This window comes from Staphylococcus simulans, from assembly GCF_025561465.1.
Lineage (GTDB): Bacteria > Bacillota > Bacilli > Staphylococcales > Staphylococcaceae > Staphylococcus > Staphylococcus simulans.
The window spans coordinates 689,162-705,912 of sequence record NZ_CP095100.1 but is presented as its reverse complement, the minus strand read 5'-3'; the positions used below and the strand labels follow the sequence as shown (position 1 = coordinate 705,912).

General features: G+C 36.5%; 18 protein-coding genes. 7 read left to right on the top strand and 11 right to left on the bottom strand.

The features are described 5' to 3' along the window. Positions 1-35: 35 nt before the first annotated feature. Positions 36-794 carry a hypothetical protein gene (locus MUA87_RS02865; RefSeq protein ID WP_060803616.1) on the bottom strand — a complete coding sequence of 253 codons (759 nt, stop codon included), beginning with the start codon at positions 792-794 and terminating at the stop codon, positions 36-38. A gap of 218 nt (positions 795-1,012) precedes the next feature. Between MUA87_RS02865 and MUA87_RS02860 the strand changes: the two genes are divergently transcribed. Continuing rightward, on the top strand, positions 1,013-2,005 hold the full coding sequence (locus MUA87_RS02860) for an acrylyl-CoA reductase family protein (RefSeq protein ID WP_002479707.1): 993 nt from the start codon (positions 1,013-1,015) through the stop codon (positions 2,003-2,005). Between the two features lie 173 nt (positions 2,006-2,178). Beyond that, a complete protein-coding gene (glcP, locus tag MUA87_RS02855; protein WP_002479708.1) occupies positions 2,179-3,537 on the top strand; it encodes a glucose transporter GlcP in 1,359 nt (452 codons plus the stop codon). A gap of 57 nt (positions 3,538-3,594) precedes the next feature. Here the strand turns inward: glcP and MUA87_RS02850 are convergent, their stop codons facing one another. The 3 genes from MUA87_RS02850 to MUA87_RS02840 form a co-directional block, all read right to left on the bottom strand. Next, the gene (locus MUA87_RS02850; protein WP_262551276.1) at positions 3,595-4,632 is read right to left on the bottom strand and encodes an NAD(P)/FAD-dependent oxidoreductase; all 1,038 of its coding nucleotides are present in this window, start codon (positions 4,630-4,632) and stop codon (positions 3,595-3,597) included. Positions 4,633-4,789: 157 nt separating this feature from the next. Further along, positions 4,790-5,230 carry a DUF2871 domain-containing protein gene (locus MUA87_RS02845; RefSeq protein WP_002479710.1) on the bottom strand — a complete coding sequence of 147 codons (441 nt, stop codon included), beginning with the start codon at positions 5,228-5,230 and terminating at the stop codon, positions 4,790-4,792. 93 nt (positions 5,231-5,323) lie between these two features. Then, positions 5,324-5,770, bottom strand: coding sequence for a MarR family winged helix-turn-helix transcriptional regulator (locus MUA87_RS02840; RefSeq protein WP_002479711.1), 447 nt, complete (start codon positions 5,768-5,770; stop codon positions 5,324-5,326). Positions 5,771-5,933: 163 nt separating this feature from the next. On the opposite strand from MUA87_RS02840, the gene MUA87_RS02835 reads away from it, so the two are divergent. Next, entirely contained in the window at positions 5,934-6,869 is a 936-nt protein-coding gene (locus MUA87_RS02835) for a magnesium transporter CorA family protein (protein ID WP_002479712.1), read from the top strand. A gap of 69 nt (positions 6,870-6,938) precedes the next feature. Here MUA87_RS02835 and MUA87_RS02830 read toward each other — a convergent pair whose 3' ends face one another. After that, positions 6,939-7,502: an LOG family protein gene (locus MUA87_RS02830; protein ID WP_002479713.1), complete on the bottom strand. Its 564-nt coding sequence runs from the start codon at positions 7,500-7,502 to the stop codon at positions 6,939-6,941. A gap of 124 nt (positions 7,503-7,626) precedes the next feature. Here MUA87_RS02830 and MUA87_RS02825 point away from each other — a divergent pair, with 124 nt between their 5' ends. Then, the gene (locus MUA87_RS02825; RefSeq protein ID WP_002479714.1) at positions 7,627-7,965 is read left to right on the top strand and encodes a DUF4889 domain-containing protein; all 339 of its coding nucleotides are present in this window, start codon (positions 7,627-7,629) and stop codon (positions 7,963-7,965) included. Between the two features lie 119 nt (positions 7,966-8,084). Here the strand turns inward: MUA87_RS02825 and MUA87_RS02820 are convergent, their stop codons facing one another. From MUA87_RS02820 to MUA87_RS02805, 4 genes are all read right to left on the bottom strand, one after another. Continuing rightward, on the bottom strand, positions 8,085-9,362 hold the full coding sequence (locus MUA87_RS02820; protein ID WP_023015060.1) for a cation:dicarboxylate symporter family transporter: 1,278 nt from the start codon (positions 9,360-9,362) through the stop codon (positions 8,085-8,087). Between the two features lie 172 nt (positions 9,363-9,534). Continuing rightward, positions 9,535-10,437 (bottom strand): EamA family transporter, encoded by a 903-nt coding sequence (locus MUA87_RS02815; RefSeq protein WP_002479716.1) that lies wholly within the window; start codon positions 10,435-10,437, stop codon positions 9,535-9,537. A 199-nt stretch (positions 10,438-10,636) separates the two neighbouring features. Next, a complete protein-coding gene (locus MUA87_RS02810) occupies positions 10,637-10,993 on the bottom strand; it encodes a DUF3139 domain-containing protein (protein WP_002479717.1) in 357 nt (118 codons plus the stop codon). A 125-nt stretch (positions 10,994-11,118) separates the two neighbouring features. Further along, the gene (locus tag MUA87_RS02805) at positions 11,119-11,745 is read right to left on the bottom strand and encodes a nitroreductase family protein (protein ID WP_023015062.1); all 627 of its coding nucleotides are present in this window, start codon (positions 11,743-11,745) and stop codon (positions 11,119-11,121) included. A gap of 168 nt (positions 11,746-11,913) precedes the next feature. Between MUA87_RS02805 and MUA87_RS02800 the strand changes: the two genes are divergently transcribed. Together MUA87_RS02800 and MUA87_RS02795 are read left to right on the top strand one after the other, a co-directional pair. Then, positions 11,914-12,351 carry a MarR family winged helix-turn-helix transcriptional regulator gene (locus tag MUA87_RS02800; protein ID WP_105978503.1) on the top strand — a complete coding sequence of 146 codons (438 nt, stop codon included), beginning with the start codon at positions 11,914-11,916 and terminating at the stop codon, positions 12,349-12,351. Between the two features lie 150 nt (positions 12,352-12,501). Further along, entirely contained in the window at positions 12,502-12,906 is a 405-nt protein-coding gene (locus MUA87_RS02795) for an Hsp20/alpha crystallin family protein (protein WP_002479720.1), read from the top strand. A 123-nt stretch (positions 12,907-13,029) separates the two neighbouring features. On the opposite strand, the gene MUA87_RS02790 is transcribed toward MUA87_RS02795, so the two are convergent. Both MUA87_RS02790 and MUA87_RS02785 read right to left on the bottom strand, forming a co-directional pair. Then, positions 13,030-14,307: a hydroxymethylglutaryl-CoA reductase, degradative gene (locus MUA87_RS02790; RefSeq protein ID WP_262551275.1), complete on the bottom strand. Its 1,278-nt coding sequence runs from the start codon at positions 14,305-14,307 to the stop codon at positions 13,030-13,032. Between the two features lie 5 nt (positions 14,308-14,312). Beyond that, positions 14,313-15,464 carry a thiolase family protein gene (locus MUA87_RS02785; RefSeq protein WP_262551274.1) on the bottom strand — a complete coding sequence of 384 codons (1,152 nt, stop codon included), beginning with the start codon at positions 15,462-15,464 and terminating at the stop codon, positions 14,313-14,315. Between the two features lie 111 nt (positions 15,465-15,575). On the opposite strand from MUA87_RS02785, the gene MUA87_RS02780 reads away from it, so the two are divergent. After that, positions 15,576-16,745, top strand: a complete 1,170-nt coding sequence (locus MUA87_RS02780; protein ID WP_002479723.1) for a hydroxymethylglutaryl-CoA synthase — start codon at positions 15,576-15,578, stop codon at positions 16,743-16,745. The last annotated feature ends 6 nt before the right edge of the window (positions 16,746-16,751 follow it).

The window sequence follows — 16,751 nt, the reverse complement described above, 5'->3', positions numbered from 1 at the left end:
GCTCCAATTATTTGAACTTAAAACTAAATACTATATTATTGACCTGCTTGATATGCTGGATCTAAAATTGCTGCTTTACCTTGTTGGTCGACTCTAACTAATGCATATGTGCCAGGTTGTGCTTGATTTGCGAAACTGAATACATAAGAATAGCTGCCGTCACCATTATCTTGTACGCCAAAGTCATTGTAAGGGTTAGATTGACCATTTAAGTTGTTGATTTCATTTTGTGCAGTTTGTAGTGATTGCGGGAAGTTCGGCAATACTTTTAAAGTAGATTGATCTACTGGTGCTTTACCAATTGTACGTGCTGCAGGTGCTGTATTTTGACCTTGATAAGGTGCTACATAACCTGTTTGATTTGTACCTTGGTTTGATGCTTGGTTAGCATTTGTTTGATTTGATGTTTGCTGTGTTGCTTGTTGGTTATTGTTGCTATTTTGACCATCATTGGCACCTGATGTTTGAGAAGCTTGTTGATTATTATTTGATTGTTCAGAAGTCGCATTTTGATTGCTGTCATTGTTTTGCGCATCTGTTGATTGTGACTCGTCTTGTTGCGCTTTATCATTGCTTTGTTCATCATTTGCTTGTTCATTGTTTTCTTTTTCTTTATTGCTGTCTTTATCTTTGCTGCTTTCGTTGTCTTTGTTCTTTTCTTTGTCTTGATTAGATTTGCTTTCTTGTGTTGTTTGATCTTTGTCTTTGTTGTCTTCCTCTTTCTTGCTGTCATCATTTCCACAAGCTGCTAGCACTAAAGATAGCGTTAAAACGCTGGCAAATAACTTTTTCATTCTGTTCTCCTCCTTGAATGGCTTTCAATCTTTTAAATGTATTATCCCTTAACTTATACACTTCCATTATATTCTATAAACATCAAAATTGTAAAAATTCTTTTAAGAAAATATTATTATGACAGATATTTATCATTTAGCTACAGCAACCTGTTTGTTGTTCTGGCTACTTCGTGATACTATCGCTTTAGTTTATTTATTTGAAAGGGTTGATAAAGATGCCTGAGACATTTAAAGCATATTATGCAGAAAAAGAAGGCAAAGAAATCCATACTGAACTTAAAGATTTACCCATGGATACAATAGATGAAGGAAATGTATTAATCAAAGTTGCTTACTCCAGCATCAACTATAAAGATGCGCTAGCAGCTAAAAAAGGTGCGGGAGTCGTTAAAAACTATCCGATTATTCCAGGTATAGATTTAGCAGGTACAGTTGTAGAGTCTGAGACTTCTACTTATAAAGAAGGCGATCAAGTTATTGTGACAAGCTATGATCTAGGTGTATCTCATCATGGAGGACTTAGTGAATACGCACGTGTCAAAGAAGAATGGATTGTACCGCTTCCTAAAGACTTAACATTAGAAGAAGCCATGATTTACGGTACTGCGGGCTATACTGCAGCATTAGCCATCCAAAAATTAGAAGACAATGGCTTAACAGTAGAAGGTTCACCTGTACTTGTACGTGGCGCCAGTGGCGGTGTCGGCAGTTTAGCTGTCATGATGCTAAGTAATATCGGTTACAAAGTCATCGCAAGCACAGGCAATAAACAAAATGCAGATTACTTAAAATCTATCGGCGCAACAGATGTGGTCCCACGTGTCGAAGATACCTCAGACAAACCATTAGACAAAAGAGAATGGCAAGCAGTGATTGATCCTGTCGGCGGCAAACATGTCGGTGACATTGTGAAACGACTGCAAAATAGAGGCAGTATTGCGTTAATCGGCAATACAGCAGGTCTGGCATTTGAGACGACAGTCTTACCATTCATTTTACGTGGTAACAGTATTTTAGGTGTGGATTCAGCAGAAACACCTATGAAAGTCCGCAAACAAATTTGGCGCAGATTAGCTACTGACTTAAAACCAGAAGCACTGCACTCTATTAAACAAGTCATTGATTTCAATGACGTGCCAGAAGCAATGGATAATTTATTAAATAATCATAGTGCTGGTCGTTATCTCGTGAAGATTAACGAAAAATAATTTAAATACTCAATCAGACAACTCTAATTTTGGAGTTGTCTTTTTTTACTAAAATGGTAATTACATTTAATTCTATTTTGCTTTATTGTACTAATGGAAATATATTGATATTTACTTTAATTTTATGAAAGCGTATACTGAATTTACGATAAAAATAACCAGGAGGACTCATAATGAGTAAAACGTTTAACAAAAACCTCATCTTTTTCATTGGTGCACTAGGCGGATTACTATATGGCTATGATATGGGTATTATTTCAGGTGCCCTGCTTTATATTCCAGATGAAATCCCGCTAAACGGTACCACACAAGGACTTGTCGTTTCATCAATGTTGATTGGTGCAATCTTCGGTTCAGGTTTAAGTGGACCTTCATCAGATAAATTAGGTCGACGTCGCGTCGTCTTTATTATCGCAATTATTTACATAGTAGGTGCATTAGCTCTAGCACTTGCGCCTAACTTAACTATGTTAGTCATCGGTCGTTTAGTAATTGGTTTAGCAGTCGGCGGTTCAACAGCTATTGTGCCAGTTTATCTATCCGAAATGGCACCGACAGAATCACGTGGTTCTTTAAGTTCATTAAACCAATTAATGATTACAATCGGTATTTTAGCATCATACTTAACAAGTTACGCTTTCGCAGGTGTCGAAGGCTGGAGATGGATGTTAGGACTTGCGGTTGTCCCTTCTGTCATCTTATTAGTCGGTGTTATCTTTATGCCAGAAAGTCCAAGATGGCTGCTTGAACATCGCGGTGAAAATGCGGCACGTAAAGTAATGGCTTTAACGTTCCCTAAAAATGAGATTGATCATGAAATCTCAGAAATGAAAGAAATCAATGCGATTTCAGAAAGTACATGGAAAGTATTAAACTCACCATGGTTACGTCCAACGATTATCATCGGTTGTGTCTTCGCATTGTTCCAACAAATCATCGGTATTAACGCAATTATTTACTACGCACCGACTATTTTTGTTAAAGCAGGTTTAGGTGACTCTGCTTCTATTTTAGGTTCAGTCGGTATCGGTACAGTCAACGTACTTGTGACAATTGTAGCGATTATGATTATTGATAAAGTAGACCGTAAGAAATTATTAATTATCGGTAATATCGGTATGGTCGCATCATTAGTCATTATGGCGTTACTAATTTGGATCATGGGTATCCAATCAGCAGCTTGGATCAGCATTGTTTGTCTTACAATCTTTATTATTTTCTTCGGCTTCTCTTGGGGCCCTGTACTTTGGGTCATGTTGCCGGAATTATTCCCAATGCGTGCACGTGGTGCCGCAACAGGAATCGCTGCTTTAACACTTTCAATCGGAAGTTTAGCAGTCGCACAATTCTTCCCAATGTTAACTGATGTCTTACCAACACATGGTGTCTTCTTAATCTTCGCAGTAATTGGGGTGTTTGCTTTATTCTTCGTAGCAAAATACTTACCAGAAACTCGCGGACGCAGCTTAGAAGAAATTGAAGCAGAATTACGTGAACGTACTTCAGCTACAACACCAGATTTAAATAAATAGATATAAACATTTAAAGGGATGTCCTCTCACGTTCGAGAAGACATCCCTTTTCTACTGTTATGATTCATTATATTGTTTGATAATTTCTTTGTTTTCTTCTTTAAATGCCTCGTTATGACTTGAGACATAACCCTCTTTCGCTGCCTCTGGTTCAATATATTGTTTTGCGAGGTTTGCGGCATTCCCTGCATCACTGAAGGCACTCGCAATCAAGTGTGCTTTGGCATCATGATGAATAATATCACCACAAGCAAAAATACCCGCTTCACTCGTTTGTGCGTTACCTTGTCCTTTAATTTGATAATCATTCATCATTTCTAGTTTAGTTGAAGCATCTTCTAACAATGGATTTTCAATATCAAAGCCATGACTGATAATGACATCATCGACTTCTAAAGTTTCCGCTTCTCCTGTCGCACTATTTTCAATGACTACTGATGCAATATTCTCTTGTGCTTCATCCCCGATTAACGCAGTGATTTGACTATTTGGATGTTGAATCACCCCAAATGTTGCGAGTTTATCTTGCATTGCTTCAAAGCCTTTTAACTGATTCTTACGATATATCAAATGCACACTTTCTGCATAAGGCGCTATTTCACACGCCCAATCTATCGCAGAATTGCCAGAGCCGGAAATTAATACACGTTTATTTCTAAAGCGTGATAATTTTTGTACGACATAATGCAAGTTTGAGATTTGATAACGACTCGCATCTTTAATATCTAAGGGTTTCGGATGGATAATTCCTCCACCAATAGCAATAATGACTGCTTTAGATTCATATACATTGCCTTGATCTGTTGTCACTTCAAAATGACGTTCTGCAACTTTATGAATATCCATCACACGCTCTTGTAAGCGTACTTCTGGATTGAAATGCAGGCCTTGATCAATAATATCTTTCGTAATTTCAAAACAAGGTTTCGGTGCGACACCACCGATATCCCAAATGATTTTTTCAGGATATAAACACATCTTGCCACCTAACTCTTGTTGTACATCTATTAAACGCACACTCATGCCGCGCATACCTGCATAAAAGCTTGCATATAAACCGGCAGGTCCTCCACCGATAATAGTTAAATCTTTCATAGTTATGCTTGCCTCCTAGTTTTTCTCTGTGCTGCATAATCATTAATTGAAAATTGTTCTCACTTATATTTTACATGATTTAGTTGTATGAGGAAAACTTTAGCTATTAAAAAAAGAGACACAACACAAATAGTCGTATCTCTTTTAAAAATAAAGATTAAAGTTTTTTATTTTGGTTGGTTTGTCCTTCAATCGGATGTGTTAAAATTGCTTTTTTCAATAGGAAGAACAAGATAATAAAGCCGGCTGATAATGTCATGTGACCTAGTCCTGCAATTCCAGCAATACCTGGTGAAACACTTGCGCCAGTCACTTGCATTGTCCCTTTAATGCCTTGTAGTGCGACTGTCACAATCAAGCCGATATTATAAACATAATAGAACCAGTTAAATAAGTAGTATTTACTGATTGAGAACAGTTTTTCAAAGACTAATAAGATTAGGAACATAAACATACCAAGCATTAGTATGTGTGTATGCACAATCGCAAGTTGTGTTTTGCCTGTAAACTCAAAGGCTTTTGTCAATTCACGATAATAAACACCTGATAATAAGCCTATAATTGTATAAGTTAAAAATGTATACAGAATTCTACGCATACCTAAAAACCCTCCTTTTTGCATCACTCATTATTATAACTGACAGCAACGCTTTCAGAAAGTATCGCGTTATTATTCACGAATTATACACAACTAGAATTCTTTATCTTCTTCATTTAAGGTATTTAGATTATCTTTCATTTTAAATAATATCTCTTTTAATGCCGCTTGGTCAGCTTTTGGAATGTCTAAAAATAAAGTAGATTCCACTTCATCTAAGATTTCAATAATTTCTCTGACATCTTTTTTTGCGACTGCAGTTAAGACGACATCTTTTTTACGTGTATCATTTTTGTCACTGATACGTTCTATTAAGTTTTTATTTTCTAAACTTCTCAATGCGCTGCTCACTGTTGGGCCTTTACGATTAAAAATATGAATTAAATCATTTTGCGGAATGACGCCTGTGTCACTTTCAAAAATATAACGTAACGTTTGCGCTTGTTCTAACGTAATATCGTATACACCTAACAATTGGTCAGCTTTTACTTTCATTTCATTTGTAATCATACGTAATAAGTATTGGATTGTCGTTGCCATGTGTCGCATCTCTCCTTATTTAGACTACACAAATCATTAAATTATGGTACTATAATTAAGCACATATCAAATAAATCGAGCAAAGCGTTCTCTATAGTTTTAACTTAAACGATAGATGTTAAACCTTGCATGTTTGATTTACACACAGAAAGGAAGCTTCAGAATGATTACAGCTTATAAACATAATGTTCATCAAGATATTCATACCACTTCCTTAGAGGAAGCTTTATGGATTAATATTACCGAGCCCTCGAGAGAAGAAGTAGAATCTTTGATTGAGCGCTTTAATATTCCAGAAGACTTCTTAAAAGACCCCTTGGATGCGGATGAAAGCGCACGTGTCGAATTTGATGACGAAACAGGTTATTCTTTAATCATCATCGACTTTCCAATCGTCAATAATACGAACAATAAAATTATTTCGTTTATGACAATTCCACTGGGTATTATTATCGGACACAGACGCATTATGACGATTTGCGATCATGAAGTTGATTTCTTAGATCACTTTGCGAAATCTAGTCAAAATCTGCATTATCGCAGTCAATTTGCGTTGAATATCTTATTAACCATTTCAAACCACTACAACCGTAATTTGCGTTTATTGAATAAATCAAGATTACGCATCGAACGTGAATTGAAGAAAAAAGTAACGAACAAACAACTTTATAACTTGATGGAAGTTGAAAAGAGTTTGGTTTATTTCTTAGCTGCATTGAAAGGTAATGAAGATGTCTTCAATAAACTTTTCAAACTGCCGCCGATTAAACGTTTCGAAGAAGATGAAGATTTGATTGAAGACTTATTTGTCGAAACAAACCAAGCCATTGAAACAACAGAGTTGCATACACGTATCTTAGAAAGTATCACGACTTCATATGAATCTCTGCTTTCAAATGATATGAACAATATCATGAAGACTTTAACACTCTTTACAGTCTTCTTGACGTTACCGACTTTAGTATTCAGTTTCTTCGGTATGAACGTACCGCTTCCGCTTAACGATCATAGCCCGACTTCTTGGATTGCGACACTCGGTATCTCTATGATTATCGTTGCGATTGTCTTTTTACTTTTATGGCGCAAAGGCAAAATCTGACCTAGTTTCAAACTAAAAGATAGACATCATGTATCAAAGTAATCATTATTTTGATACATGATGTCTATTTTATTTATATTGACGTATATGCGGTGGCTGATAGTCTCTCAAAAAGGCTGCTAATGTTTCAAAATCATTTGTGAATAAAATCAAATCTCTGTCTGCCTGACTTAAAAAACCTTCCTCAACCATTTGGTCATAAAACGCTTCGATTTTGTCATAATAACCATTCACGTTCCAAAAGATACATGGATTAGCATTTTGACCGATTCTTGCCCAAGAAACCATTTCCGTAATTTCTTCTAACGTTCCTGGTCCCCCAGGTAAAGCTAAACAAGCATCCCCTTTATCTAACATAGCTGCTTTACGCTCAGCCATGGTATCAACAATTATCAATTCATCTAAACCTTGATGTGCAATTTCTTTTTCCTCTAAGAATTTCGGCATGACACCTACCACATGGCCTTGATGTTGTTTAACCGTATCTGCGAGATGTCCCATCAAACCGACATTGCCGCCGCCATAGACTAAGCCATAATTGTGTTGTGCCATCCATGTACCTAACGCTTCTGCTGCCTTTAAATACACTGGATTTTGTCCTGTGCTTGCACCGCAATAAACAATAATATGCATCGTGCTCTCTCCTTTTGACTAAGTTACATTTCATTATAACAAATATAACCATGTTGTTATTCATTGCTTTTTTTATCATTTTTCGGTATATCTATTAACAGATAAAGAAAGGAGTTTCACACATATGAAAAAGAATGGCAAAACATTAGGTATATCACTGATTGCGCTTTTAACAATCGCATGTATCGTATTAGTTATTATGATCTTTGCTTCTGGTGAAAAAGAAACATATTACGGGATTATGAAAGATAATCAAACGGTTGAAAAAATGATCAGTGAAAAAGATAATCACATTGAGAAGAATGTTAAAGTTGATTCTGACGATCAATTTAAGCCTAAAAAAGGCGACTTTGTGGTACTTGTTAAAAAAGTAGGTACTGATGAGTTCAGTAAGAAAAAAGTGGTAGAACATGATGATATTCCACATGGTTTAATGATGAAGATTCATGATATGCATCATTAAGCATACGAAAACACCGACGTTTTTACGCCGGTGTTTTTTTTAATAGTTTTACAAATATTATGTCAGAAAATTTAAATTTAGAGTCAGGTTTTAACAACCTCTCTATATGTGTGTATTGCTTAAATAGATTTTAAGTAGTCTTCAGATTTTTGTTTATCGAAGACATTTTCCCATTTCGCAATAACGACTGTTGATAATGCGTTACCGACTACGTTAACGCATGTACGAACCATATCTAGAATACGGTCCACACCGATGATTAATGCAAGACCGGCTGCTGGTAAGCCCATAGAACCTAATGTTGTTAAAAGTACAACGATTGAAGTTCCCGGCACCGCTGCCATACCTTTTGATGTAATCATCAATGTAAAGATTAATACAAGTTGTTCACCTAAACTTAAGTGAATACCATACATTTGTGCAACGAACAATGCGGCGATTGATTGATACAGTGCTGAACCATCTAAGTTGAATGTGTAGCCGATTGGAATTACAAATGATGTCACGTCTCTCGGAGAACCGAAGTTTTCCATTTTTTTCATCATAACTGGCAATACTGCTTCTGAACTTGAAGTTGAGAATGCCAATAAAATTTCACTTTTCAATACTTTTATAATATCAAATACACTGATGCCGCATAATTTAGCTACAATGCCCAATACTACTACTACAAAGAAGACCATTGCGCCGATAACAACAGCCACTAATTTCAATAGTGGAACCAATGCTGAAGCACCAAATGTCATAATTGTTACACAAATAAATGCGAATACGCCTAGAGGCGCGAGTTTCAAGATTTTATTGATCATCCAGAATGTCGCTTCTAACACTCCGCTTAAGAAAGCTTTAACAGGCTCTCCTTTTTCTCCGATAGCTGCAATTCCTAATCCAAAGAATACAGCGAAGAAGATAATCGGAAGCAATTCGCCTTTAGCTAATGCTTCGAAAAAGTTCGTCGGAATGATATTAACAATGGTATCAATAAAATGATTGCCATATGTAGAATGTTCAGCTGCATGTGCTGATGATTCATATTTAGTAATATCACCTTTTGGTAATTTGTTCGGATCTAGTCCCGTCCCCGGTTTAAAGATATTCGCGAACAAAACACCTAATGCAATTGCGATAGTTGTAATCACTTCAAAGTAAATAATTGTTTTAAGTCCATAACGTCCAACTGTTTTAGATTCACCTACACCTGAAATAGATAAGGCAAGCGAACAGAAAACGACTGGAATAACAATCATTTTAATTAAGTTTAAAAATATATCACCAAGCGGTTGTATATAATTCGCGATGTCTTTTTGTCCATAAAGCAATAGTCCTACAACAACACCAAGAACAAGCGCGATCATAACCTGCACTGGTAAACTTATTTTTCTCTTAAATATAGCCATTGATGCATCTCCCCTTTTTCTGACATTGTTTAATTATATCAGAAAATAAATAATTAGGATAGAAAAATTTAAAACTTCAAGATGATTTTACACTAAATGTTTAAAATTATATTAAATAACAGTGTAAAATAACATATTTTGAAGCAATTATCTTTCTATCCTAATTATACCGCTAGTCTTTGACGACTGCTAAGAAGATTACCATTAATACGATTAATGCGACACCCATAACTTGCCAAGCACCGAATGATACGCCTAACCATACAACAGATAATAAAATCGCTGTTAACGGTTCGATCGTACCAAGTACACTGGCTTCTTGCGGGAATAAGAATTTCAAGCTTGAAATAAATAGCCAGAATGCAAACATCGTACCAATAATCACTGAAATGAATAAATACACAATGACTTTTACATCCCAATTTGATGTATCAACTTTCCAAATCGGATGTAAGAAGTTTAAGAATATACCTGCGATTAACATCGCCCAACCTACAACATTGACTGTTCCCCACTTAGCAAGCAATTGTACGGGGAAGATGGTATAGAATGCCATCGCAAAAGCTGACATTACACCCCAAATAATTGCTGGCATCGGAACAGATAATGTTGCAAGCGAACCATTCGTTAATAGGAAGAATGTACCACTCAGTGCCAATGTGACTGCGATACCTTCTTTCCATCTGAAACGGATGACTTTAGCTGCAACTAAATACAAGATAATAATGACAGGACCTAAATATTGGAGCAACGTCGCTACTGCTGCGTTACCATAATGAATGGTCGCCATAAAGCAGTATTGCACACCTAACATACCAATGAGTGAGTAAATAAATAATTTGAGCGTATCTTTTTTATCTGCCCAAATGGTGATTGTCTTCTTACCTTCTAAAAAGAATGACATTATAACTAAAAGTAATCCAGATACTAATAAACGAACACCCACGAACCACGTGACCGGTAATTGTTTATTTTCAAACAACCATTGTGATACTGTACCGCCGACGCCCCAGAAGATAGAGCCAATAATCACGAGTACAAAGCCCGGCCAACGTTTTTGATTTCTGTGTGTCATGCCGTCCCTCCTATCATGTTTTTTCTCTATGCTGATACTAAAGGTGTTATATCCATTTTTGATGATAATAATCAATTTTTGATAAGTTGTGATAGAGTTTTCATACTCACACAACTATCCTTGTAACGCAAATAAGACACTAAACACTATTCATTGTGTTTAATGTCTTAATCACATTTATTCTAACATACTTAATCGGTTATTTAAGCTTATAATTGTCATCAAAGAAATTATGTTTAGCTTTTTTGATATGCTTTCTTGTTTGCGTATCAAATGCTTGTGCGAATAATCCCTTTGAAGTCCCCATCGGTTGAATCACATACGTTAATTGCGGTTCATCTTTAAAGACAACCTCTTTATAATAAACGCCGTCTTTCGCATTGAATTTTTTCTTTTCTGATTTGATATCATCTTGTAATTGATGTTCAGCAATATACTGATCCACCAATTTTAAATTTTGCTTACCTTGATAGGTTTTCAAACCAAAGAAGAATACTGTTGCGATAATTAAGGAACCGATAATAATTAAAATCAAATGAAAAACTTTTTTACTCATAGCCAGACTCCTTTAGCCTTTAAACTTCATCCATATAAAAATATATTATCTATATAATTATGAACGAAGTTTCCCTTACTTGTCACACGTTTAATTACATTGTAACAAATTTGTCGATGATTACATTAGAAATAACGTCTGAAAGCATCTACATCTAAACGATACGTATGATGTGCTGCTTGATCTGCCTTACCTACAGCAACCACCATTACTGGAACATAGCGTTCAGGATCTAAACCTAAAATAGAAGCAATATTTTCTCTATCGAAACCGCCGATTGGATTAGTATCATAGCCATGTGCTTTAGCGACAAGCATGAACTGCATCGCAAACAAGCTGCAGTCGATATTTACGATAGATGTCATTTGCGGCAAGCTTAACCCTTTATAAAATGGTAGAAACTTAGATAATAAGTCATCTTTAGTTTCTTGAGGCATATAGCCTTTATCAACGTTACCTTGATAGATTTGTTCACCATACTCGTAGTTGCGTAAATCACCGAAAATAACAACCATCGCTGCAGATGTATCGTTTTGTCTTGTATTGAATTGCATAGCAGGACGGACTTTTTCTTTTCCTTCTTCACTATCTACTACAACAACTCTCCATGGCTGCATATTAATTGAAGAAGGTGCTAGTGCTGCTTTCCCTAACATTTCATCCATTTCTTCATGTGAAATCTTCACATTCGGGTCATAAACCTTTACTGATTTACGTGCTCTCAGCACATCATCAAACCATTGTTTTTCCATTATATTTTTTGCTCCTTTATCTATTATGTTTATTTTTCGAACAAAACGGAATCTATTTGAATATTTTCATACTACAAAGTTTAAACATAGTAAATTATAGGCACGAAATTTATTCTTGACAAGTGATTGCGTTCATAATATCGTTATTTTAAATAAGGAGTGATTTAATTGCATGAACCTAACAACTTTTTAGATAAACAATTATGTTTTTTATTCTATGTGTCGTCTAAAGAGATAATTAAACGTTACACCCCGCATCTTAAGGAATATGGGCTGACATATACTGGCTATATTGTTCTACTCGCTATAGAAGACGATGAATCTATCAATATCAAATCTTTAGGGGAAAGATTATATTTAGATTCTGGAACATTAACACCTATGATTAAAAAGTTAGAAAAACAAGGGCTTGTTAAACGTCTTAGACAGCCATCAGACGAAAGAAATCTCCTTGTCTCTTTAACTGAAGAAGGTGTTAACACTCGCCACGAAATCTCACATATTGCGATGGAAGTTTTCAATGATTTAGACATTTCAATGGAAGATGCGAAAACAATTAAATCTATCCTATCGAAATTTATCGTTAATAACTTTTCTGAAGCCTAACACTACAATCCTCTGATTATCTATCAGCTCCTGGACGTGATATAATTAAAGTCAGAACTCGCTGAATACTCAGTAAGATTGCCTTACAAGAATTCGGGTATGAATGACTAAAGCGAGCTTTAATTAAACAATGAAAAGGAGCGATTTTATATGCCTTTCGAAAGTAAACCCACTGACATTTTCAAAGAATTCGGACGCCAATTTATAGATCAAATCCCAACAGTAAATGCTGTAAAAACAGATATTAAAGAAAAAGATAACCAATATATTGTTGAAGCAGATTTACCAGGATTTGATAAAAAGAATATCAACCTTTCTTATAATGAAGGTACACTGAAAATCAGCGCAAAACGCTCAATTGAAAGTCGTACTGAAAATGAAGAAGGTCGCGTAATCCAAAGAGAACGTAGCACTGACAGTGTCAGCCGTGAATTCTCTTTCAGTAATATCGACAGCGACAAGATTTCAGCTTCTTACAAAGATGGTGTCTTAACTGTTGTATTGCCTAAGAAAGATGAACAAGACTTAGCGGGTTCTAATATCACAATCGATTAATAATTATTTTTCGCAGCATTCCTTTAAGGGATGCTGTTTTTTTACGTCAAAAAAGCGAGTCCTCTTTAAGAACCCGCTTCTCTTATCAAAATGACATCTCATATTGATTTATACCATTTATTTTTAGTTACTACGTAATTCAGCTAACAATTTTTCCGCTTCAGCCATATTCGCAGTGTCTGCTTGTTTTAAAGCATCGGCTACCTGTTCAATTTCTGCACCTTTCGCACCTGCGACAATCGCCAATGATTTATACTGCAGACTCATATGACCTTCTTGAATACCTTCAGATACTAAAGCACGACACGCAGAGAAGTTTTGAGCCAAGCCGACTGCGGCTGCAACTTCACCTAATTCTTGTGCAGAATCCACATGCAAGATTTCTTGTGCTAAACGTGCAATCGGAACCAATTTTGTACCGCCGCCGACAGTTGCGAGTGTCATTGGAATTTCAATCGTTCCTCTTAAACGACCTTTATCTTCTAAGTACTCCCATTTTGTCATACTGCGATATTGTCCTTCTTTACATGCATATGCATGTGCGCTGGCTTCAGCACTGCGTGTGTCATTGCCTGTTGCTAATACTACTGCATGAATACCATTCATAACACCTTTATTATGTGTCACTGCACGGTATGGATCGACATAAGCTAAAACTGAAGCAGCTTCCAAACGTTTCGCAACTGTTTCACCGCTCATCTCACCACGTGCTAATGCTGAAACATCAATTTCTCCTGAGACGCGCACAAGTGACGCTGTAGCGTGATTAGACAAAATACTCATCAGGACATTGATTTCTGGCCATTCGCCTTTCAGGAAGCCAGAAATGCCTTCTAAGATGGTATTCATCATATTAGCGCCCATCGCATCTTTCGTATCAACATAAACTTTTAAAGAAACTAGTTTTTCTTTTTCAAACGTATCGACATCAATTTTACGATAACCGCCGCCACGTTTTAAAATCGATGGATAACTTGCATCTGCGACTTGATGAATTTGTGATTCTTTCTCAATTAATTGTTCAGCTAATTGTGCTGGATCTTCTACTTCCATAAAGACAATTTGTCCAATCATCAAACGTTCACTCGATTCTACTTTAAATCCGCCAGTTTGATTGACTAACTTCGAACCATAACTTGCGGCAGCTACGACTGATGGTTCTTCTACCATCATCGGCACCGCATAATGTTTACCATCTACAATAATGTCTGGTAATAATCCGACAGGCAATGCACCTTGTGTAATCACATTTTCAATCAGACTATCAGCCACTTCTTCAGAAAGCAGCGGTATATCTAACAATTCTTGATGACTTTCTTGTGAAATCCAACCATTGTCTTCTAAACGCTGTAATTTATCTTGACGTGATAAGTGTCTGAAATCTTTCCCCAATGCTTTCATGTTGATTACTCTCCTTTTTCAACTTCTAATGCGATACCTAAACCGCCGCCGATACATGCTGTTGCAATACCGTTGTGTTTGTTTTCTTGATGCAGTTCATGAACTAATGATGTCACTAAACGTGCCCCTGAAGCACCGATTGGATGACCGATTGCGACTGCGCCGCCGTAGATGTTCAATTTCTCATCTGGAATATTCAAATTCTCTTTAACCGCAATACTTTGAACTGAAAATGCTTCTGTCATTTCTACTAAATCAATATCATCAATTGTTTGATTTGTTTTCTCTAATAATTTAGATACAGCATAGTAAGGTGCGATACCCATAATTTCAGGGTCACAACCGACTTCTGCGTAATCACCTAAAATTCCCATAATTTCATAGCCGTTTTCACGTGCATAGTCTGCATCCATTAAGATTAAGGCTGATGCACCGTCATTAATACTTGAAGCATTTCCTGCTGTTACTGTACCGTCTTCTTTGAAGATAGTATCTAAAGTCGCAAGTTTCTCTACATTACTGTTACCGCGGATACCTTCGTCCATTGTCATTTCTTCGCCATCTGCATCTGTTAATGGAATCATTTCTGCTTGGTATTTACCAGCTTGAGATGCTTCGTACGCTTTTTGATGTGAATTGACCGCAAACGCATCTTGTTGTTCACGTGTCACTTCATATTTTTCCGCAATACGTTCAGCCGTAATCCCCATCGGTACATTTTCAAACGCATCTGTCAAACCGTCATGCATAAAGCTTGGTACAGGTTTTTCTTGTCCAGGTAATACCAGTTTCGGTGCATTTGTCATACTTTCAACACCGCCAACTGCGACAACTTTTGCTTCCCCTAATTGAATCAGTTGTTTACCTAAGATTACAGCTTTTAAACCAGAACCGCATACTTCGTTGATAGTCATTCCAGGAGTTGATGTCGGCAATCCGGCATTCACCAAGATTTGACGTGTTGGATTCTGTCCGTTGCCTGCTTGCAATACGTTACCAAAAATTACATTCTCGATTTTATCTTTCGGCAGATTGATAGCATCAATTGCTGCTTCTAAAGCGATGGTGCCAAGTTGTACTGCAGAATAATCTCTTAATTTCCCTCTGAATTTTCCTACTGGTGTACGTTTTGCACTAACAATTGCGATTTTGCTCATAATTTAGTCTCCTTTTTTATCACTAGCTACTAATTTAAAATTGTATTTTTGTACCCTCTTTTGATATGATTTAAAGTGATTTAACATATCAAGAAAGGATGTTGGTTATTTATGACAATTGGTATCGACCAACTTAATTTTTATATTCCGAACTTTTACGTAGATATGGCTGATTTAGCCGAAGCACGCAATGTAGATCCAAACAAGTTTCTGATTGGTATCGGTCAGACTGAAATGGCTGTAAGCCCAGTCAGTCAAGACATTGTAACAATGGGTGCGAACGCTGCTCAACCTATCTTGACAGAACAAGACAAGAAAGATATTACGATGGTTATTGTCGCAACTGAATCAGCAATTGATTCAGCGAAAGCGTCTGCTGTACAGATTCATCATCTACTAGGAATTCAACCTTTTGCACGCTGTTTCGAAATGAAAGAAGCATGCTATGCAGCGACTCCTGCGATTCAAATGGCAAAAGATTATTTAGTACCACGTCCTAATGAAAAAGTATTAGTTATCGCAAGTGATACTGCGCGTTACGGACTTAACAGTGGCGGTGAACCGACACAAGGTGCTGGTGCAGTCGCTATGGTAATCAGTCATAACCCGCGTATTGCTGAGTTGCATGATGATTCAGTTGCATTTACAGAAGACGTTTACGATTTCTGGAGACCATCTGGTGAAATTTATCCGCTTGTTGACGGTAAATTATCTAAAGATGCTTATATCCATTCTTTCCAAGAAAGTTGGAACGAGTACGCGAAACGTTATCATAAATCATTGTCTGACTTTGCTGCGTTATGCTTCCATGTACCATTCACAAAGATGGGTCAAAAAGCACTTGATTCTATTTTAACAGATACAGCCTCAGAAGATACACAAGCAAGATTAAATGACAGTTACAAATCTGCTACGGATTATAACCGCTATGTCGGAAATATCTATACAGGTTCACTTTATTTAAGCTTGATTTCTTTACTTGAAAACCATGATTTAAATAGCGGAGACCGTATCGGTCTATTCAGCTATGGTTCTGGTTCAGTAGGTGAATTCTTCACAGCTACACTTGCAGACGGCTTCAAAGATGCACTTGATGTTGAAGCTCACCAAGCAATGTTGAAAAACCGAAAAGCATTATCTGTTGAAGAGTACGAATCATTCTTCAAACGCTTCGACAACCTTGAATTTGATGCTGAAACTGAGTTAGCAGTTGAACCAAAAGGCAACTTCTACCTTAAAGAAATCTCAGACAACATTCGTTACTATGATACCGTAAAATAATAGATA